Annotated in this window: 16 protein-coding genes and 2 pseudogenes; 7 read left to right on the top strand and 11 right to left on the bottom strand. The window is 65.2% G+C overall.

Annotated features, from left to right (window positions below):
• Positions 1-42: 42 nt before the first annotated feature.
• The 10 genes and pseudogenes from P6U28_RS08020 to P6U28_RS07975 form a co-directional block, all read right to left on the bottom strand.
• Positions 43-219, bottom strand: a pseudogene (locus tag P6U28_RS08020) (methyl-accepting chemotaxis protein); the annotation flags it as partial.
• 214 nt (positions 220-433) lie between these two features.
• Entirely contained in the window at positions 434-916 is a 483-nt protein-coding gene (locus P6U28_RS08015) for a cytochrome c-type biogenesis protein (protein ID WP_122404107.1), read from the bottom strand.
• A gap of 4 nt (positions 917-920) precedes the next feature.
• Complete coding sequence (locus P6U28_RS08010) at positions 921-2,900, bottom strand: heme lyase CcmF/NrfE family subunit (protein WP_122404108.1); 1,980 nt, start codon at positions 2,898-2,900, stop codon at positions 921-923.
• Positions 2,897-3,406, bottom strand: coding sequence for a cytochrome c maturation protein CcmE (gene ccmE, locus P6U28_RS08005; protein ID WP_122404109.1), 510 nt, complete (start codon positions 3,404-3,406; stop codon positions 2,897-2,899). Before ccmE ends, P6U28_RS08010 begins: the two co-directional genes overlap by 4 nt.
• 37 nt (positions 3,407-3,443) lie before the next feature.
• Complete coding sequence (gene ccmI, locus P6U28_RS08000) at positions 3,444-4,550, bottom strand: c-type cytochrome biogenesis protein CcmI (RefSeq protein WP_122406752.1); 1,107 nt, start codon at positions 4,548-4,550, stop codon at positions 3,444-3,446.
• Between the two features lie 131 nt (positions 4,551-4,681).
• Complete coding sequence (locus tag P6U28_RS07995) at positions 4,682-4,951, bottom strand: hypothetical protein (RefSeq protein WP_162500360.1); 270 nt, start codon at positions 4,949-4,951, stop codon at positions 4,682-4,684.
• A gap of 99 nt (positions 4,952-5,050) precedes the next feature.
• Positions 5,051-6,451, bottom strand: a complete 1,401-nt coding sequence (locus P6U28_RS07990; RefSeq protein ID WP_407122019.1) for a hypothetical protein — start codon at positions 6,449-6,451, stop codon at positions 5,051-5,053.
• A 163-nt stretch (positions 6,452-6,614) separates the two neighbouring features.
• Positions 6,615-7,991, bottom strand: a complete 1,377-nt coding sequence (locus P6U28_RS07985; protein WP_122404111.1) for a sensor histidine kinase — start codon at positions 7,989-7,991, stop codon at positions 6,615-6,617.
• 94 nt (positions 7,992-8,085) lie between these two features.
• Positions 8,086-8,760 carry a response regulator transcription factor gene (locus tag P6U28_RS07980; RefSeq protein ID WP_011085905.1) on the bottom strand — a complete coding sequence of 225 codons (675 nt, stop codon included), beginning with the start codon at positions 8,758-8,760 and terminating at the stop codon, positions 8,086-8,088.
• Between the two features lie 213 nt (positions 8,761-8,973).
• Positions 8,974-9,129 (bottom strand): hypothetical protein, encoded by a 156-nt coding sequence (locus P6U28_RS07975; RefSeq protein ID WP_162832009.1) that lies wholly within the window; start codon positions 9,127-9,129, stop codon positions 8,974-8,976.
• Between the two features lie 230 nt (positions 9,130-9,359).
• On the opposite strand from P6U28_RS07975, the gene P6U28_RS07970 reads away from it, so the two are divergent.
• The 7 genes and pseudogenes from P6U28_RS07970 (at position 9,360) to P6U28_RS07940 (ending at position 16,633) form a co-directional block, all read left to right on the top strand.
• Complete coding sequence (locus P6U28_RS07970; protein ID WP_122404112.1) at positions 9,360-10,343, top strand: Ku protein; 984 nt, start codon at positions 9,360-9,362, stop codon at positions 10,341-10,343.
• A gap of 59 nt (positions 10,344-10,402) precedes the next feature.
• Positions 10,403-10,639: a hypothetical protein gene (locus tag P6U28_RS07965; RefSeq protein ID WP_122404113.1), complete on the top strand. Its 237-nt coding sequence runs from the start codon at positions 10,403-10,405 to the stop codon at positions 10,637-10,639.
• Between the two features lie 283 nt (positions 10,640-10,922).
• Positions 10,923-11,087, top strand: coding sequence for a Flp family type IVb pilin (locus P6U28_RS07960; protein ID WP_122404114.1), 165 nt, complete (start codon positions 10,923-10,925; stop codon positions 11,085-11,087).
• 164 nt (positions 11,088-11,251) lie between these two features.
• Positions 11,252-11,627: pseudogene (locus tag P6U28_RS07955) on the top strand (thymidine phosphorylase); the annotation flags it as partial.
• Between the two features lie 110 nt (positions 11,628-11,737).
• Positions 11,738-12,142 carry a hypothetical protein gene (locus tag P6U28_RS07950; RefSeq protein WP_407122016.1) on the top strand — a complete coding sequence of 135 codons (405 nt, stop codon included), beginning with the start codon at positions 11,738-11,740 and terminating at the stop codon, positions 12,140-12,142.
• Positions 12,143-12,196: 54 nt separating this feature from the next.
• Positions 12,197-14,029, top strand: a complete 1,833-nt coding sequence (locus tag P6U28_RS07945) for a thiamine pyrophosphate-requiring protein (RefSeq protein ID WP_283809895.1) — start codon at positions 12,197-12,199, stop codon at positions 14,027-14,029.
• A gap of 108 nt (positions 14,030-14,137) precedes the next feature.
• Positions 14,138-16,633 (top strand): GAF domain-containing protein, encoded by a 2,496-nt coding sequence (locus P6U28_RS07940; protein WP_122404116.1) that lies wholly within the window; start codon positions 14,138-14,140, stop codon positions 16,631-16,633.
• A gap of 3 nt (positions 16,634-16,636) precedes the next feature.
• On the opposite strand, the gene P6U28_RS07935 is transcribed toward P6U28_RS07940, so the two are convergent.
• Positions 16,637-18,217: an MDR family MFS transporter gene (locus P6U28_RS07935; protein WP_122404117.1), complete on the bottom strand. Its 1,581-nt coding sequence runs from the start codon at positions 18,215-18,217 to the stop codon at positions 16,637-16,639.
• Positions 18,218-18,231 lie beyond the last annotated feature (14 nt).

Here is an 18,231-nt window from a genome sequence, read left to right as displayed (position 1 = left end):
ATCGAGTTCCCGTGACCAAAGCGGAAGCGCGATTTTTGGCGCTCAGCTCGCCCTGACGCTGACGATGAACGCGCCGATTTCGCGCTTCAAGGTCTCGGCCTGCTGCGACAGGTCGACCGCCGAATCCCGCGCCTCGGCGGCCATGCGGCCGGTCTCCGCGGAGGTCGAGGTGATCTGGACGATATGGTTGGAGACGTCGAGGGTGCCGCGTGCGGCATCATAGAGCACCGCGATGAAACCGGTGCCGCCGCCGATGCCCAGCAGGAACAATAACGCAGCGACAACGGCGCCGACCAGGAAGCGGATCGTCAGATTGCTGTTCGCGAACGTCGGGGGACTCAGATCTGGAATCAAATTCGCGACAAGCTTCCAGACAAAGGTCAGCATAGGATGAAACACGCGGGCGACGGCCAGCCTACGTATCACTGCGCAGCTACGACGACCTGGCTTCGTCCGACATCAATGCTGCAAGCCGCGCTTCTTCCTCAGGCGTGAGCGGCGGGGCCGGTACGTCGGCACCACTCCGCGAACGCCGGCGGATTTGCAGCCACAGCGCCAAGCCGCCACCGATCAGCAGCGCCGGCCCGAGCAGCCACAGCAGCAGCGTCTGCCGCTCGAAGCGCGGCTTCAGCAGCACGAACTCGCCGTAGCGCGCCACCAGGAAATCGAGCACCTGCGAATTGCTGTCGCCGGCCGCAATGCGCTCGCGCACCAGAAGCCGCAAATCGCGTGCCAGCGGCGCATCGGAATCGTCGATCGACTGGTTCTGGCAGACCATGCAGCGAAGCTCGCGCGACAACTCGCGCGCGCGCGATTCCTTGGCCGGGTCCGACATGATCTCGTCGGGCTGGACAGCGTGGGCCGCCGGTGAAGCCAGCAGCATCAAGGCGATGAGCGCGGTCATCATCCGGCGCATCGGATCACTCCGCCGGCTGGAGGCGCTGCTTGGCCCGCGCCGGCTTCGGCGCGCCGACCCGCAGGCGGCGGTCGGAGAGCGAGAGCACGCCGCCGAACGCCATCAGCACCGGCCCCCACCAGATCAGGAGGACCAACGGCTTGTAATAGATGCGCACGGCGATGGCGCCTTCCGTGGCGTCGCCGAGCGAAATGTAGAGCTGGCTCGCGCCGCGCGTCAGCAATGCGGCCTCGGTGGTCGATGAGCCGCGGGTGGTGAAGCTGCGCTTGGACGGCGTCATGACTCTGATGGCTTCGCCCTCGCGGCTGACGTTGAACTCGGCGATCATCTCGCGGTAGTTCGGGCCCTGGCGTTGGAACAGCCCGTCGAGCTTCAGGTCATAGCCGGCGACATGGGCGACGTCGTTCGGCTTCATCGTCGCGATATATTCGCTGTTCCAGGTGGTCTCGCAGACGATTCCGATCAGCGCGACGCCGAGGCCGGCATGCGCAAACGCCGTGCCCCAGGCTGACCGCGGCAGGCCGCGCGCCCGGTGCAGCACCGTTGCGAACGGCAGACGAACCAGCCCAGTCCGTTCGACGAGGTCGGTGACGGCGCCGGCGATGACGAAAACGCCGAGCCCGATCGCGAGCGGCGCCAGCGCGCTGCCGCCCCGCACCCAGGCCCAGGTGATGGCAACCACGACGAGCCCGGCAACACCTGCAGCAAGCAGACGCTGCGTCACGCCCAGCAGATCGCCGCGCTTCCACGCCAGCATCGGCCCGAACGGCACCGCGAGCAGCAACAGGGCAAACAGCGGCGCGAAGGTGAGGTTATAGAAGGGTGCGCCGACCGACATCTTGAAATCGGCGAGCATCTCCATCGCCAGCGGATAGAGCGTGCCGAACAGCACGACCGCGCAAGCCACTGTGAGCAGCAAATTGTTCAGCACCAGCGCGCCCTCGCGCGAGATCGGCGCGAACAGCCCGCCCTGCTTCAGCGACGTTGCGCGGCCCGCGAACAGCGACAGGCTGCCGCCGATGAACAGGCACAGGATCAGCAGAATGAACACGCCGCGGGTCGGATCGGTGGCGAAGGCGTGCACCGAGGTGATGACGCCCGAGCGAACCAGGAAGGTGCCGAGCAGCGACAGCGAGAAGGTCAGGATCGAGAGCAGGATGGTCCAGACCTTCAGCGCATTGCGTTTCTCCATCACCAGTGCCGAATGCAGCAGCGCGGTGCCGGCGAGCCAGGGCATCAGCGAGGCGTTCTCGACCGGATCCCAGAACCACCAGCCGCCCCAGCCGAGCTCGTAATAGGCCCAGTACGAGCCCATGGCGATGCCGAGCGTCAGGAAGATCCAGGCAACCAGCGTCCAGGGCCGCACCCAGCGCGCCCAGGCCGCATCGATCCGGCCCTCCATCAATGCCGCGACGGCGAAGGAGAACGAGATCGAGAAACCGACATAGCCGAGATAGAGCATCGGCGGATGCACGGCGAGGCCGATATCCTGGAGCACGGGATTGAGATCGCGCCCCTCGATCGGCGGATTGACGATGCGCAGGAACGGATTCGAGGTCATCAGGATGAAGAGATAGAACGCGCTGGCGATCCAGGCCTGCACGGCCAGCACATGCGCGCGCAGCGACAGCGGCAGATTGTTGCCGAAGCTCGCGACCAATCCGCCGAACAGCGCGAGGATCGACACCCACAGCAGCATCGAGCCTTCATGGTTCCCCCACACGCCGGTGATCTTGTAGAGCAGCGGCTTCATCGAGTGGGAGTTCTCGTAGACGTTGGCGACGGAGAAATCCGAATTCACGTGCAGCATCACGAGCGCAACGAACGACACACCGACGAACAGGAGCTGCGCCAGCGCCGTTGAGCGCGCCACGTTCATCAGGGCAGCATCGCGCAGGCGCGCGCCGACCAGGGGCACGATGGACTGGATCAGTGCGAGCCCCAGCGCCAGCACCAGCGCGTAATGTCCGGATTCGGCGATCACCGCACCGCTCCCTGCGGATTGCCCTGCGCGGTCGTCGCCGCAGGTTTGCCGGCACCAGAAGCTTGGGGGCCGTAATCGTCCTTCCAGTGCCCCTGCTTCTTCAGGGCATCGGCGACGTCCTTGGGCATGTAGGTCTCGTCGTGCTTGGCCAGCACGGTATCGGCCTTGAACACGCCATTGGCGTCGAGCGCGCCTTCGGCGACCACGCCCTGCCCTTCGCGGAACAGGTCGGGCAGGATGCCCTTGTAGGCGACCGGCAGCTTGGCGTTGCCGTCGGCGACCTCGAACGTCACCGCGAGATTGTCGCTGCGCTGGAGCGAGCCGGGCTGCACCAAGCCGCCGAGGCGAAACCGCTTGCCCGGTTCGATATGTTTCTCAGCGACCATGCTCGGCGTCGAGAAGAACACGATGGAGTCGCGAAGCGCGTTGAGCACCAGCGCGGCCGCGAGCGCGAGCACGGCGAGCGAGCCGCCGATGATGGTCATACGTCGCTGCTTGCGCGTCATGGCGTATCCGTTCTCCGCATCTCTCGTCGTGCATTCGTCATCCGCCGAGCCCGAGAGTCCTCAGGCCTTCGTTGAGCTGGCGCAGCCGCTCGGTGTCGCCGGCAACCGCCTGCCGGGCATCAGCCGAGGCGCCCATCGCCTTGTCTCGCTCCCCCATCACGAGATAGGCGCGCACCAGACGCAGCCACCCCTCGACATCATCACCGTTCTGCTTCAACCGCGTGGCCAGACGATCGACCATGCCGCGCACCATCGCGTTGCGATCGCCTTCGGCCATATCCTTGGAGGCAGCAATCGTCTCGTCGGACAAGGCCGGCATCGTGCCGCCGCCACCGACTCGCGCGAGCGAGGACTGCACCAGGGCACGCCACGGCGCATCCGCAGGCGCTTTCGCAAGCAGCGCGCGCCACATATTGGCCGCATCGTCCTTGCGGCCGTCCTGCTCGGCGGCGAGGCCCAGGAAGTAGTTCGCCTTGGGATCGTCGGCGTTCAACGCGCGTGCTCGCTCGAATTCGGCCTTGGCCTCGGCGGTCACCACGCCGCCGGCGGCAGCCGAGATCGCTTCACCGAGATCGGACCGGCGCTCTGCGCTCTCGCCATTGTAGGTGAGCGAGTTGCGATAGGCGCGCACGGCGTCGTCGAAGCGGCCCAGCCGCTCCAGAACCGGCGCGAGCACGTTCCAGCCGCGCCCGTCCGTCGGATTCTTCTCCAGATGCTGCTCGACCTGCACGACGAGGTTCTCGAGCGACTGCGCCATGCCGGACCCGCGCTCCCGCTGCGCGAGGGGAAAGTCCTGTAGTCGGGGTGAGCCGAGCGGCATATAGACGCCGACCGCAACGAGCGGCAGGCCGGCGAACGCCAGCACGGCCGCCGCACGGCGCCATTTGAGGCTCGACGTCGGCGCGGTCGCGGGCTCGCTGGCAGCCGCCGCGAGCAGCCTGCGGCTGATCTCGACACGCGCGGCCTCGGCCTCCGGCGCCAAGATCAATCCTGCGCTGAGATCACGCTCGATCTCGGCCAACTGGTCCTTGTAGACCGCAACCTCGCTGCCCTGATCCTGCGCGCGGCTGGTGCGGCCGAGCGGCCAGAGCACGGCGAAAATCGCCGCGACCGTCATCAGCGCGAACACGAACCATAGCGTCATCGGGCAAGCTTCCGGCGGCGCACGAACCGCGCCCATAGGTGGCTTTACACCACGGCCGGACGAGGCGGCAATTGACAATTGTCAATTCGGCGCGACCGCATTCGGTCCCGAAGCGGTGAAAATCCAACGGCTTAGCCGATCTCGAAGTCGATACTTTGCGCGGCGTCCTCGCCGTGCCCGTTGAAGGCCTTCAGGAAGTATGTTCCCGGCTTGATTGCATCGGGCAATCTGATGCGCAATGCTCCGACGGGAACCCGAGATGCAACCCTCGTGATTGTCTCAGGCAGCTGCCGATCGCTTGCCTTCTCGACCAGCACCACCTTGGCGCCAACCATCAGCCTTTGATACTTGGCCACGACAACGCGGTTCTCAATTTCGATGGAGCTAATAACGGGTTTCATGCGCCCACAAATAGAAATTCCCAAGACTTGCACGGGGACCGTACGGCGCGCCAACGGCACCGTCAACCATAAATTGTGATTACGAAGATATGCAGCTGGTCAGCCTGCGCGCGACGATTTGCGCTCGCCTGTGAGCGCGTTTTCTGCCGCGCGGCTCATCAACGAGGCGTAATCGTCGCCGAACAGCACCTGGCAGAAGCGAATCGCGGCCTGCACCTGCTGCTGCCGATAGGCGCGGACCTTGTGATCGGCGGCGCGCAATGACTGCACAAGCTGCTCGGTCGATCGTTCCACATATTGCTGGAGGTCGGAATAGGTGCGCAGCGTCACCTCGTTGATCGCAAGCTCGCTCGCATAGTTGCGGCAGGTCGCGACGAAATCGATCAGCGCCACGGTTTCCTCGACCTCGGTGCCGTCGATCCGCGCGCCCGGCGGAATGTCCTTCTCGGGGCGCTGGCGCAGAATGCGGCGAACGCGCCCGGGAACGCTGTCGATCTCGGATTGCAGCGCATTGGAGATGTCGGCCCGGATCGAGGTCAGCTGCTTGCCCCAGGCGGAATCGTTGCGCAGGTCGAGCTCGGTGCGCAGGCCGCGCACGCCGTCGTGCAGCGTCTTGAGATTGGCGGCGACATTGTCGAAATGGCCGCGCTTGATGTCCGTGCGCAGGATCGCGGCAATGCAGGACAGATCGTGCAGGGCGATCGTGACGGCGACGCCGTAAGGTGTCGCCGCGACGCGGATCTCGTCGTCCGACGCGGCAATCTTGATGGCAAGGCGGATGATCTGCCACGGCGCGGTCATCCGCTGCACGACGACCGATAAGGCGAAAGGCAGCATCTGCGGCGTCTGGAGCACCGGAATGTTGAGCGCCGAAGTCACCGAGGCGATCTGGGAATCGCCGAAGGTCCGCAAGGTGCGCGGCAGCTTCTCGTTGAGCGTCGCGATGGCGTCCCGGACCTGGAGCACCGCACCGATCGAATAGAGATCCTCGATCACGTTGGGGGGACCGACACGGGCGAGCGCCCGCGACTTGTCGCCGCCGCCCGGCCCCGTCAGCTCCATGATCGCGTCCGTGGCTACCGCCTGGAGCTTGTGCGCCAGCGCCTCGATTTGCCCGGCACCGTCAGGCGGCATACGGGCGAGCGCCGCCTCGAATTCGCTCACCTTGTCTGAAGCGCCGTCACGGCCGAGCCATTGCCAGATCGGCTGCAGCGAGGAGCGGCGGATCTGGCCGACCCGGATCGGCGTCCCCGCCTCGACCAGGAAGGGTTCCACCACTTGGAACAACAGCCGCGACAGATCGTCCGTCCGTGGCGGCGGGGCTTCCTCGGCTTCCGTCTTGCGCACGATCTTGCGCAGCTGCTCGAGCACGAGGGTTGCCACCGCCGTGTCCTGGCCGCGCTCGAGGGCGCGCTCGAACTCCCGCATCAGCAGCGCCTGCGACTGCGGCGGGAGCTGCGCGAGATATTCCCTCAGCCGCTCGATCGATGTCTGGCTCATGCGCCCGGGTAATGCACGGTAAAATGGCGGACAACGGGATGCGTCCGGGCGCAATCATAGGAGGCCGCGCCTTAAGAAGCCGTTGAGGACGTTCGCCCCAATGCCTTCATGGGCTTTGCGGATCGGGCGCGCCCGAGCCGAAAACTCCCATTGGAACAAAGGACTATATTCCGGGCAGGACCAGCACCGCCCGCAAGCCCCCGATCGGCGCAGCGCCAAGGGAGAGGCCACCGCCATAGAGGGCGGCGAGATCGGTCACGATCGACAGGCCGAGGCCCGATCCGGGCTTGGACTCGTCCAGCCGCTGGCCGCGCCGGGCGACCTGGGCGCGCTCCGCTTCCGACAGGCCGCGGCCGTCGTCATCGACGATGATCCGCAAACGCGGCCCGGCGCCGGCCTGGTGCGGCGTCTCGACCAGAACCTCGATGAAGACGCGCGAGGCCGCCCATTTGCAGGCATTGTCGACGAGATTGCCGACCATCTCCTCGAGATCCTGCCGCTCGCCCCGGAACTTCGCGGATGGGTCGGCCTTGGCCTCGACCACGACGCCGCGGTCGCGATGGATCTTCTCCATGGTCCGCCGCAGCGCCTCGATGGCGGGCGCCACCTCCGTCACGGTCGCGACCACCGAGACCCGCGCCGCAATGCGTGCACGCTCCAGATGATGGGCAACTTGGTCGCGCATGACGTCCGCCTGCTCCATCACCTTGGTAGCGAATGGATCAGACGGGTGGGCGCCGGCCTCGTTGACGATGACCGAGAGCGGCGTCTTGATCGCATGGGCGAGATTGCCGACATGGGTGCGCGCGCGCTCGACGATCTCGCGATTGGCCTCGATCAGCGCGTTGGTCTCGCGCGCCAGCGGTGCGATCTCGACCGGGAATTCCCCCTCGAGCCGTTCGGCCCGCCCAGAGCGGATGTCGGCGATCGATTCCGAAATGCGCTTGAGCGGTGCAAGGCCGAAGCGGACCTGGAATACGGTCGTGAGCAGCAGCACGATGCCGAGCGCGGTGAAGGTGCCGCCGAGATAGTAGTCGAAGCTTCGCGTCTCATCGAAGATCTCGGTGTCGTCCCCGGCGACGCTGACGAGAAATTTGCCGTCGGCACCGAGATCGACCGGCCGTTCCACCATGCGCAGATTCTGCCCTTCGGGCCCGTCGACATAAGCGAGGCGGATGCCGGCGGCGGTGAGCTCGGCGCCCTGCTCCTCCAGCTTCGGCAGCTTCTTGTCCCAGAGCGAGCGCGAGGAGCGCACCTCCGGTTTCTCGGTGTCGGTCCGGGTGATCTGCCAGTACCAGCCGGACAGCGGCAGCTCGAACAGGGGCTCGCCAAGCGACTGGAACTGACGGTCCGGCGGTTCGTCCGGGGTCGCGACTTCGGCGATCAAGGTGCGCAGATAGAGATTGAGCCGGCGGTCGAAGGCGCGCTCGGTGGCGTTCTTGTAGACCGACGACAGCACCACGCCGGTGATGGCCAGGATCACCACGAGCCAAGCGGTCGCCGACAAGAACAGTCGGTTCGCAAGGGAGCTAGCGGCCATCGGAACGGTCCCGGCAGGGGCTGGAAGTCAGGTCGTCGGACGTCATGACCGGACCAAGGGCCCTGTTCGGCCTCCCGTCAAGCCCGAGAACGCCTCAGGCGCCGGGCGCGGGCGGCGGGGTCAGGAGATAGCCGAGGCCGCGGACGGTCTGGATGATATCGACGTCGAGCTTCTTGCGGATGCGTCCGACAAAGACCTCGATGGTGTTGGAGTCGCGATCGAAGTCTTGGTCGTAGAGATGCTCGACCAGCTCGGTCCGGGAAACGACGCGGCCGGAATGGTGCATCAGGTAGGCCAGAAGCCGATATTCGTGCGACGTCATCTTGACGGGATTGCCCGACACGCTGACTCGTCCGGTCCGGGTATCGAGCGTGACCGGACCGCAGCTCAGCTCGCTCTGGGCATGGCCGGTGGAGCGGCGCAGCAGCGCGCGGATCCGCGCCAGCACCTCCTCCAGGTGGAACGGCTTTGCGACGTAGTCGTCGGCGCCGGCGTCGAAGCCCTGCACCTTGTCGCTCCAGCGGTCGCGTGCGGTGAGGATCAGGACCGGCATGGTGCGGCCGTTGCGGCGCCAGGCCTCCAGCACCGAGATGCCGTCCTTCTTCGGCAGGCCGATATCGAGCACCACGGCGTCATACGGCTCGTTGTCGCCGAGATAGTGCCCCTCCTCCCCGTCGAAGGCCCGATCGACGACATAGCCGGCGTCGGTCAGCGCCTTGGTGAGCTGGCGATTGAGATCGGGGTCGTCCTCGACAACGAGCAGGCGCACGCTTCTCTCCAGAAATAGACCGCACGAACACCGCTCCAGATGAGCAATTCCGGCGTGAACTGAATATGAACGCCGGGAACCGGCCGCGTTACTTTTTGGTCATATACGATTTCTCATGCACTGACGCGAGTGCGCCCGCCGCGCAGCCGGGCGAGCCGACGGCATGGCGGGCGCAATGGCCGCGTAACGCGGCGAGCCGGGCGGTTCGGGCCGTCAGGTTCTGAAGAACACGAACCAGACGACGGCAAGGATCAGGATCGCAAGTCCCGTCGAGATGGCGAGAAGCGCCGCCACCGAAGGCCCGGGTTCGCCCTGGCGCGCCTCGGTCGGAGTTTCCACGATCCGGTTCTGCTCTCGCGTGGTAGCCATGGTGACCTCAATCTGTGGCTGTCGCGCCGGTTTGCCGCGCTCCTCGCGGCGTCGAATTGCCGGGGAGCAACGCGCGATCTCGGGCGATGTTCCGGAGCATGGGCCCAACCGGCAACATGGCGCAGGCGGCGATTAACGCCGTTGCGAGATTCCGCGCCGGCGCTTGCTATGATTCGCACCTGGGCGATGTTATCCTCAGGACTTGTCCTCTGTTGCGTCTGGAGTAGCCCATGGCCCCCCGCGCCAATTGGAAGGGTTTTCTGCGTCTGTCGCTCGTGACCTGCCCGGTCGCGCTCTATCCGGCCACTTCGGATACCGAGAAGGTCTCGTTCAACCAGATCAATCGCAAGACCGGCCACCGCATCAAGTACCTCAAGGTCGACGCCGAGACCGGCGACGAGGTGACCTCCGAGGACATCGTCAAGGGCTACAAGATCGACACCGATACCTATATCGAGGTCACCAAGGACGAGCTCGACGAGATCGCGCTGGACTCCACGCACACGATCGAGATCGACGAGTTCGTGCCCAAGTCCGACATCGACAACCGCTACCTGATCCGCCCCTATTATCTCGTACCCGATGGCAAGGTCGGTCACGACGCTTATGCGGTGATCCGCGAGACCATCCGCAGCATGGACAAGGTCGCGATCGGCCGCGTGGTGTTGACCAACCGCGAGCACATCATCGCGCTGGAGCCGCTCGAGAGCGGGCTGATGGGCACGCTGCTGCGCTACCCCTACGAGGTCCGCAGCGAAAAGGAATATTTCGACGATATCCAGGACGTGAAGCTGACGAAGGACATGCTCGACCTTGCAAAACACATCGTCGAGAAGAAGTCCGGCGCGTTCGAGCCCGAATTGTTCGAGGATCACTACGAGACCGCGCTGATAGATCTCATCAACAAGAAGCGCAGCGGCATGCCGATTACCGCGAAGGCCGCACCGAAGACGGGCGGCAACGTCATCAACCTGATGGATGCGCTGAAGAAGAGCCTCGCGAGCGAGAAGGAGGCTCCCCCTGCTGCGAAGGTCGTTAAGGAGACCGCCAAGGGCAAGAAGCCGAAGAAGCGCGTCGAGGGCCAGCGCGAGATGCTGCTTCCGATATCAGGCAAGGGCGGCAAGGACGCCGCGGCAAAGACCGCGCCCAAGGAGGCCACGAAGAAGGCCGACAAGCCGGTGCGGGCTCCGGCGCGGGCAAAGAAGGCCGGCTAGCAGCATCACACCCCACGATCGCGCCGTGATGTCTCTCCTCGCCGATCGGGCGGCCTGACATGCCCTGGTCGACGGCGTTCGACGATCCCGTTCGCGTGAGCAACAAGCGCAAACTGCTCACGCTGCAAGATGCTGCGGACTACATCATGCAGCTGCCCGACGACGTCCAGCACGAGGCGCACTGGCAGACCGCGATCGAGACGTTGATCAATGCGGCCGAGACCAGTGGCGCCTGGCTGATGTTCGCCCGCATCGCCATGTTGCGGGCGCTGAATGCGGACGCCTCGCGCGGATGAGAGCGATCCGAGTATGCTTGCCGACGCATTGACGAACAGGGTCAAAAATCGGTTAAGGGGCACGCCTTGACGGACACTGCGCCGGCGCAGCCGTGCGGCCGCTTGCCGATATCAATCCACTTGGACGGATCGACGGAACCTTAATTTAATGAATGCCGTCGTATGAGCGGAGGTGCGATTGCCCGGGGTTTAATTCTTTTGGTGCGCACACGACTTACTCGATCTATTTGCGAGTTCGCTGACGAGGCGGCCATCCGTTCGATCGGATGAACAGGAGTTGGCAATGCGTTTGCTCAGGTCTTTCCTTGCAGATGAGAATGGCGCCACCGCCATCGAGTACAGTCTGATCGCCGCCGGGATCGCACTGGCAATCGTGGTCGCCGTGAACAACACCGGCGGCGCGCTATTGAACAGCAAGTTCAACCTGGTCAACTCGGCTATCAAATAGCGGCTGGCCCAGTCCCGCCTAACGACGCGCCGCGCTCGCCATGTCCGCCGGCCGAGGGCCATGATCTGGGTCAACAGCATCAGGACGGCGAGGTCTAAGCATGGAGGCCCGACTCCCTCCTGCCGGCCTGTCCATGCATCCAGACCTTCCCGCACTCCCAACTTAAGCTGTTCGAATTCGTCGGCGACCGCTTCGGCCGCGCGGTCGCGGTGATCATAGCCGACGGAAGCCAGCCGATCGGCGACGGCATCGGGCCGATCCTCGAGGCCAACGACGTAATGGCAGTGCTCGGCAACGATAGGGCGGCGCCGGCCATGCCCGGGCGCGAGACCTGCTCGACAGCGGCGCGGCGCTGAAGCAGATGCAGAAGATCATCGACGCCCAGGGGCCCTCGACCTGCAGCAACGAGCTGGGACCGCTCAGTTTCAACGTCAGGGCGGCGCATGATCCGCAATCGACTGCCTGCGTCTGAACCGTCTCGCCCGCATCGCGGGCGCGTCGCTCGAGAAGGGCGCCGGCATCCGCCTGTGCCCCAGGCTGCGGCGCTTTGACGGTCCTCTGAGTGCTGATATTCTTCAGCGGAGCGGGCTCGACGAGCCATGCTGTCAATCGATCAACCAACGCTGCTAAGGATGCGGATGAGAAACGTGATGCTCTTGGCTCTCGGCCTCATGTTTGTCGCCTGGCCGCACGACAGCGCCAGAGGACAGACTACGGTCACGCCGCCGGTTTCCCTTGCTCCGCCCGCATCGCCGCCAGGCGCAAGCGCCACACATTCCAGAGTTCCGCCGGCGACGTCGGGCAGAGAGGCTTCGACACCGGTGATCGGCGGGTTTCCGACGACGCCAAATGCAGCCGCCGACTACGATGGCTTCAGCGTAGGGACCCTCGACGACAATGACACCCCAAAGCAGGTGGCGCCGCCCGTGAGGGCGCGCACAGCAAAGGGCTCCAAACCCAATCTGGGCACAAGTGGGGTCACGGGGCAGTCATCAGTCGATGAGGAAGATGACGCCTTGAAACGCAAGCTGACGATCTGCCGCAACTGCAAATAAGACGTTTGTCGGGCATGGTCGAAGCCGATCGGCAAATGGCAAGCTCTTAACGGAATGGACCGCAGCGAACTCCGGCGAGCTGCTCCGCGGATAACATCGTCCGAGATTGGGCTGCGCTCCCCCGGGATTCGGCAACTTGTTGCATGGCAGCCCTACCGCAGCGCTAGCTGCACGCGCTTTACCGCTCCAACATTTCCTGATCCTCTCTCCTGCAATCGGCCGGATCAACCGGCCTTGCCAGGGAGAGACGCCATGAAGCTCGGCACCGCCATTGCGGAAATCATGAGGCGCGAGGGGATCGAGATCCTCTGCGGCTATCCGGTCAACCATCTCATCGAGCATGCGGCCAAGGCCGAGATCCGCCCCGTGATGGTGCGGCAGGAGCGCGTCGGCATTCACATGGCGGATGCGATCTCGCGGGTGACGTCGGGGCGCAGCATCGGCGCGTTCTGCATGCAGCATGGGCCGGGCGCCGAGAATGCGATGGGCGGCGTCGCGCAGTGCTTCGGCGAATCCGTGCCCGTGCTGGTGCTGCCGATGGGCTATCAGCGCAGGCTGTCGCATATCGAGCCGAACTTCAATTCCAGCGAGGCGATGAAGCCGTTTGCGAAATCGTCCGAGCCGATCATCCTCGCGACTGAGGTCGCCAACATTTTCCGCCGGGCCTTCACGAAACTGAAGAACGGACGCGGCGGGCCGGTCATCGTCGAAATTCCCTCGGACATGTGGAACGAGGAAGTGCCGGAGCCGCTGAACTACACGCCGGTGCTGCGCACCCGCTACGGCGCCGATCCTGTTCACGTCAAGGAAGCAGCAGGCCTGCTCGTGAATGCAAAGCGGCCGGTGATCTATGCCGGCCAGGGCGTGCACTACGCGCAGGCCTGGCCGCAGCTGAAACGGCTCGCCGAGCGGCTGGCGATCCCCGTCACCACCAGCCTCGGCGGAAAATCATCGTTTCCGGAAACGCATCCGCTCTCGCTCGGCTCGGGTGGGCTCGCCGTGCCGCGGGCAGTGCCGAAGTTTCTGAGCGAGGCCGACGTCATCTTCGGCATCGGCTGCTCCTTCACCGAGACCAATTTCGGCGTCGCGATGCCGAAGGGCAAGACCATCATCCATTCCACGCTCGATCCCAATCATCTCAACAAGGATGTGGAAGCCAAGATCGGCCTCGTCGGCGACGCCGGGCTCGTGCTCGACGCGCTGCTGGAGGAGATCGGCAAGACCGTCACCGCGGATCGCGATGCCTCGGCGGTCGCGGCCGAGATCGCGGCCTCGCACAAGGAGTGGCTGGCGAAATGGATGCCGAAGCTGGCCAGCAACGACGTGCCGCTCAGCCCCTATCGCGTACTCTGGGACTTGCAGCACACCGTCGACATCCACAACACCATCATCACGCATGACGCCGGCAGCCCGCGCGACCAGCTCTCGCCGTTCTGGAAGGCGGTCGAGCCCCTCACCTATCTCGGCTGGGGCAAGACGACGCAGCTCGGTTATGGCCTTGGGCTGGCGATGGGCGCCAAGCTGGCAAGACCCGACAAGCTCTGCATCAACGTCTGGGGCGATGCGGCGATTGGCTTCACCGGCATGGATTTCGAGACCGCGGTGCGCGAACGCATCCCGATCATGTCGATCCTGCTCAACAATTTCTCGATGGCGATCGAGTTGAAGGTGATGCCGGTCTCGACCGAAAAGTATCGCTCGACCGACATTTCCGGCGACTACGCCGCGATGGCACGCGCCTTCGGCGGCTATGGCGAGCGGGTGGAGAGGCCAGAGGACATCGTGCCCGCCATCAAGCGGGGTATCCAGAAGACAAGGGAAGGCGTGCCGGTGCTACTGGAGTTCATCACCAGCAAGGAGACCGAGGTGTCACGGCCGGGGACGTGAGGTCGGCAGGGCCCCCAATGGCAAGACCACTGGCGCTGGCTCCAGCCACAGAAGATGTGATAATCCGGCCCGGTGCCGCGCATGTCGCGGCATCAAGCCGGATGAGGAATGACCACCCCTTCGAACGAAATCGAGGAACTCGAGCGCCGATTGCAGTCGGCCGCAGCCGAGAATGCGCAGCTGCGCAGTGAGCTTGCGATTGCACGCGATCGCCAGAGCGCAAGCGCCGAGATTTTGCGCACCATCGCGGCGTCGCCCTCCGACGCCCGGCCGGTCTTTGCGGCGATTGCGTCCAGCTCGAAGCGCCTGCTCGGCGGCTTCTCCGCCACCGTGCTTCAATTCATCGCCGACGAGCTGCATCTCGTGGCGTTCACGCCGACCAACGCGGAGGCGGACGAAAGGCTCAAGGCGTCGTTCCCGCGCAAGATCGCGGACTTCCCGACCTTTGCGCTGGTGCGTGGCGGCGAGACGATCCAGTTTCCCGACAGCGAGGCCGCTGACGTCCCGGAGCTGAACCGGGAGTTGGCGCGGCTGCGCGGCTTCCGCAGCGTGCTGTTCATGCCGCTGATGAACCGGGGCACGCCGGTCGGCATGATCAGCGTCACGCGCGCCGAGCCGGGCGCGTTCGCGGCCGACCTCGTACAACTCCTCCAGACCTTCGCCGACCAGGCCGTGATCGCGATCGAGAATGCGCGACTGTTCAACGAGACCAAGGAAACGCTCGAACGCCAGATCGCCACTGCGGAGATCCTGAAGGTGATGGCGGCCTCCCCGTCCGACGTGCAGCCGGTGTTCGATGCCATCGCCACCAATGCCAACCGGCTGATCGGCGGCTTCTCCACCGCGGTGCTGCGCTATACCGACGGTGCCGCGCACCTTGCGGCATTCACGCCGACCGATCCGGCCGGCGATCGCGTGCTCCAGGCTTCCTTCCCGGTGCCGTTCACACAGTTCCCGCCCTACCAGCTCGTGGCCAATGGCGCCGCCGCGCAACTTCCCGACACCGAGCTCGAGCCGGCCGCGCGCGACATCGCGCGTGCCCGAGGCTATCGCAGCATGCTGTTCACGCCGCTCATGAGCGAGGGCGAGGCCATCGGCATCATCATCGCCACGCGCCGCGCGACCGGCGCGTTCGCCGAGCATCACGTGCGGCTGCTGCAGACCTTCGCGGACCAGGCCGTGATCGCGATCAAGAATGTCAGCCTGTTCAACGCGACCAGGGAGGCACTGGAACGTCAGACCGCGACCGCCGACATCCTCAAGGTGATCGCGGCCTCACCGTCGGATGTCACGCCGGTGTTCCAGGCCATCTCCGACAGCGCCAAGGCGCTGATCGGCGGGCACTCCTCTACCGTCACTCGCGTCATTGACGGTATGCTGCATCTGGCCGCCTTCACCACCGACAACGAAGCCGGCAATGCCGATCTGCTCAGCTCCTTCCCGACGCCGCTATCTTCGTCAGGCATTCACAGCCGGGTGGCGCGGAGCGGCGAGTATGCCTTCCGCAGCGACATGCAGAACGAGCCTGATCTCACCGAGGCCATGAAGGAGCTGGCACGGACGCGTGGCTATCGCAGCATCCTGGTGGTGCCGATGCTGCGCGACGGCGTCACGATCGGCACCATCGCCGTCACGCGGCGGGAGCCCGGGCATTTCCCCCACAAGGCGATCAACCTGCTCAAGACCTTTGCCGACCAGGCCGTGATCGCGGTCGAGAACACCCGCCTGTTCAACGAGGTGCAGGACCGCACCAGCGAGCTTGCCAAATCGCTCGATGATCTGCGCGCAGCACAAGACCGGCTGATTCAGACCGAGAAGCTGGCCTCGCTCGGCCAGCTCACTGCCGGCATTGCCCATGAGATCAAGAACCCGCTCAACTTCGTCAATAATTTCGCATCGCTCTCCGCCGAGCTGACTGCGGAGCTGAACGAGGTGCTCGCGCCGGTCCCCCTCGCAGGCGATCTCCGCGCGGAGGTCGACGAGCTGACGGGGCTTCTGAAGGACAATCTGCAGAAGGTCGTGCAGCACGGCCGCCGCGCCGATTCCATCGTCAAGAACATGCTGCTGCATTCGCGCGAAGGCGGCGGCGAGCATGGGCTGAGCGACATCAACGCGCTGGTCGAGGAGAGCCTCAACCTCGCCTATCATGGCGCACGCGCCGAGAAGCCGGGATTCCACGTGACGCTGAAGCGCGAGCTCGATCCTGCGGCGGGACACGCCGAAGTGTTTCCGCAGGAGATCACCCGCGTGCTGCTGAACCTGATCTCGAACGGCTTCCACGCGGTCACCAGGCGCAAGGCGGATGTGGCCGCCGACTACGAGCCGACGGTAATCGCCGCGACGCGAGATCGCGGCGATCACATCGAGATCACCATCCGCGACAACGGTACCGGCATTCCGGACGAGGTGAAGGAGAAGATGTTCAATCCGTTCTTCACCACCAAGCCGGCCGGCGAAGGCACCGGGCTCGGGCTGTCGATGAGCCACGACATCGTCGTGAAGCAGCACGGCGGCACGATCGACGTCGCGACGGAGCCCGGCGCGTTTACAGAGTTCACGATCCGGCTGCCGCGGAAGAGCAGCTTCCCGGGCGCAAGCCGCTGAGACTTACTCGGCCATCTCGACGGATTGCTGGACCGAGGGCCCGGCCAGCGGCCGCTCCTCCATCGCGATCAGGCACAGCGCAGCGGTGGTCATCAGCGCGGTGGCGGCGCCGAACACGTAGCGGAAAGCGTGCCGCATGTCGTCGGCGGGTATCGCGACGGCGCCCGCGGCGTGATGCTCGCCGGCGAGCGGGAGGTCGGTACCGAGTGCGATGAGCAGGATCGCTGCGAACGCGGCGACCGTGAACGAGGACATCAGCGAGCGGAAGAAGTTCATCGCACCGGTAATGGTGCCGACTTGCGGACGCGCGACCGAATTCTGCAACGAGACCACGCACACCGGGAAGGTCGTGCCGAGCCCAAGCGCGAACGCGGCCATCAGCAACAGCAGGCCCCAGAGCGGCAAGGTGGTGACCGTGAGCCCGAATCCGCACAGCGCAGCCCAGGACGTGCCGACGATGGCGACGCGCTTGTAGTGCTTGGCCCGCGCCATGGTGCGGCCGGCAATCGCCGCGCCGCAGGTCGAGACCGCCGCGAGCGGAATCAGGGCAAGCCCCGCCTCGCTGGCGGTGAGATGATAGACCTGCTCGTAATAGAGCGGCAGCTGCACGGTGAGGCCGGTGATCGCCCCCAACCCGCAGCCGCCGGCCGTCAGCGCGAAAGGCGCCACCGATCCTGTCAGCAACGGCAGCGGCAGAAACGGCTCGTCGGCGCGCCGGGCGTGCCACACGAATGTCATCGCGAGCGCGACGGCGGCGCCCACCATCGCAAGCACGATCGGTGATAGCCAGGCATAGCGCGTACCGCCCCAGGTCAGCACCAGCATGAAGACGACGGCGGCAGCCATCAGCAGAACCCCGCCGAGCCAGTCGACCTTGCGCTTGCGGTGGAACACCGGGATCTTGCTCATCTTGGGCAGCAGCAGAGCGAGCGCGGCGGCCGCAAGCGGCAGGTTGATCCAGAAAATCATCGACCAGTGCAGATGCTCGGCGAAGACGCCGCCGATGACCGGGCCGAGGATGCCGCCGACCATCCAGACGCTGGAGAAATAGGCTTGGTATTGCCCGCGCTCGCGCGGGCTGACGACGTCGGAGATCACCGTCTGCACTACCGGCATGATGCCGCCACCGCCGAGGCCCTGAAGCCCGCGCGCCAGGATCAGCATCGGCATGTTCGGCGCGATCGCGCACAGCACCGAGCCCGCGACGAACAGGCTGAGCGAGATGATGATCATGACGCGGCGGCCGTAGATGTCGCTCAGTGTGCCGAACACCGGCGCGACCGCAGTCGAGGCGAGCAGATAGGCGGTGATCACCCAGGAAAGATTGGAGACGTCCTGAAACTGGCGTCCGATGGTCGGCAGCGCAGTCGCCACGATGGTCTGGTCCAGCGCTGCCAGAAACATGGTCAGCATCAAGCTGATGACGATGGTGCGGACCTCGTCCCGTGACAGCGGCACCGGCGGCGCGATGGACGGCGCATCATCGACGCTCAACACTTCGCTGGGAAGGCGGGACAGCTCTTCGGCGATGTCCTCAGGCAACGTTTGGACGTCGGCAGCGCTCTGCCGTTCGAACTTGTTCATCTCGATCGGACGTC

The sequence above is a fragment of the Bradyrhizobium sp. STM 3561 genome, from assembly GCF_045571455.1.
Lineage (GTDB): Bacteria > Pseudomonadota > Alphaproteobacteria > Rhizobiales > Xanthobacteraceae > Bradyrhizobium > Bradyrhizobium vignae.
Note: the sequence above shows the minus strand (reverse complement) of the source record. Positions and strands in the feature narration are given on the sequence as shown.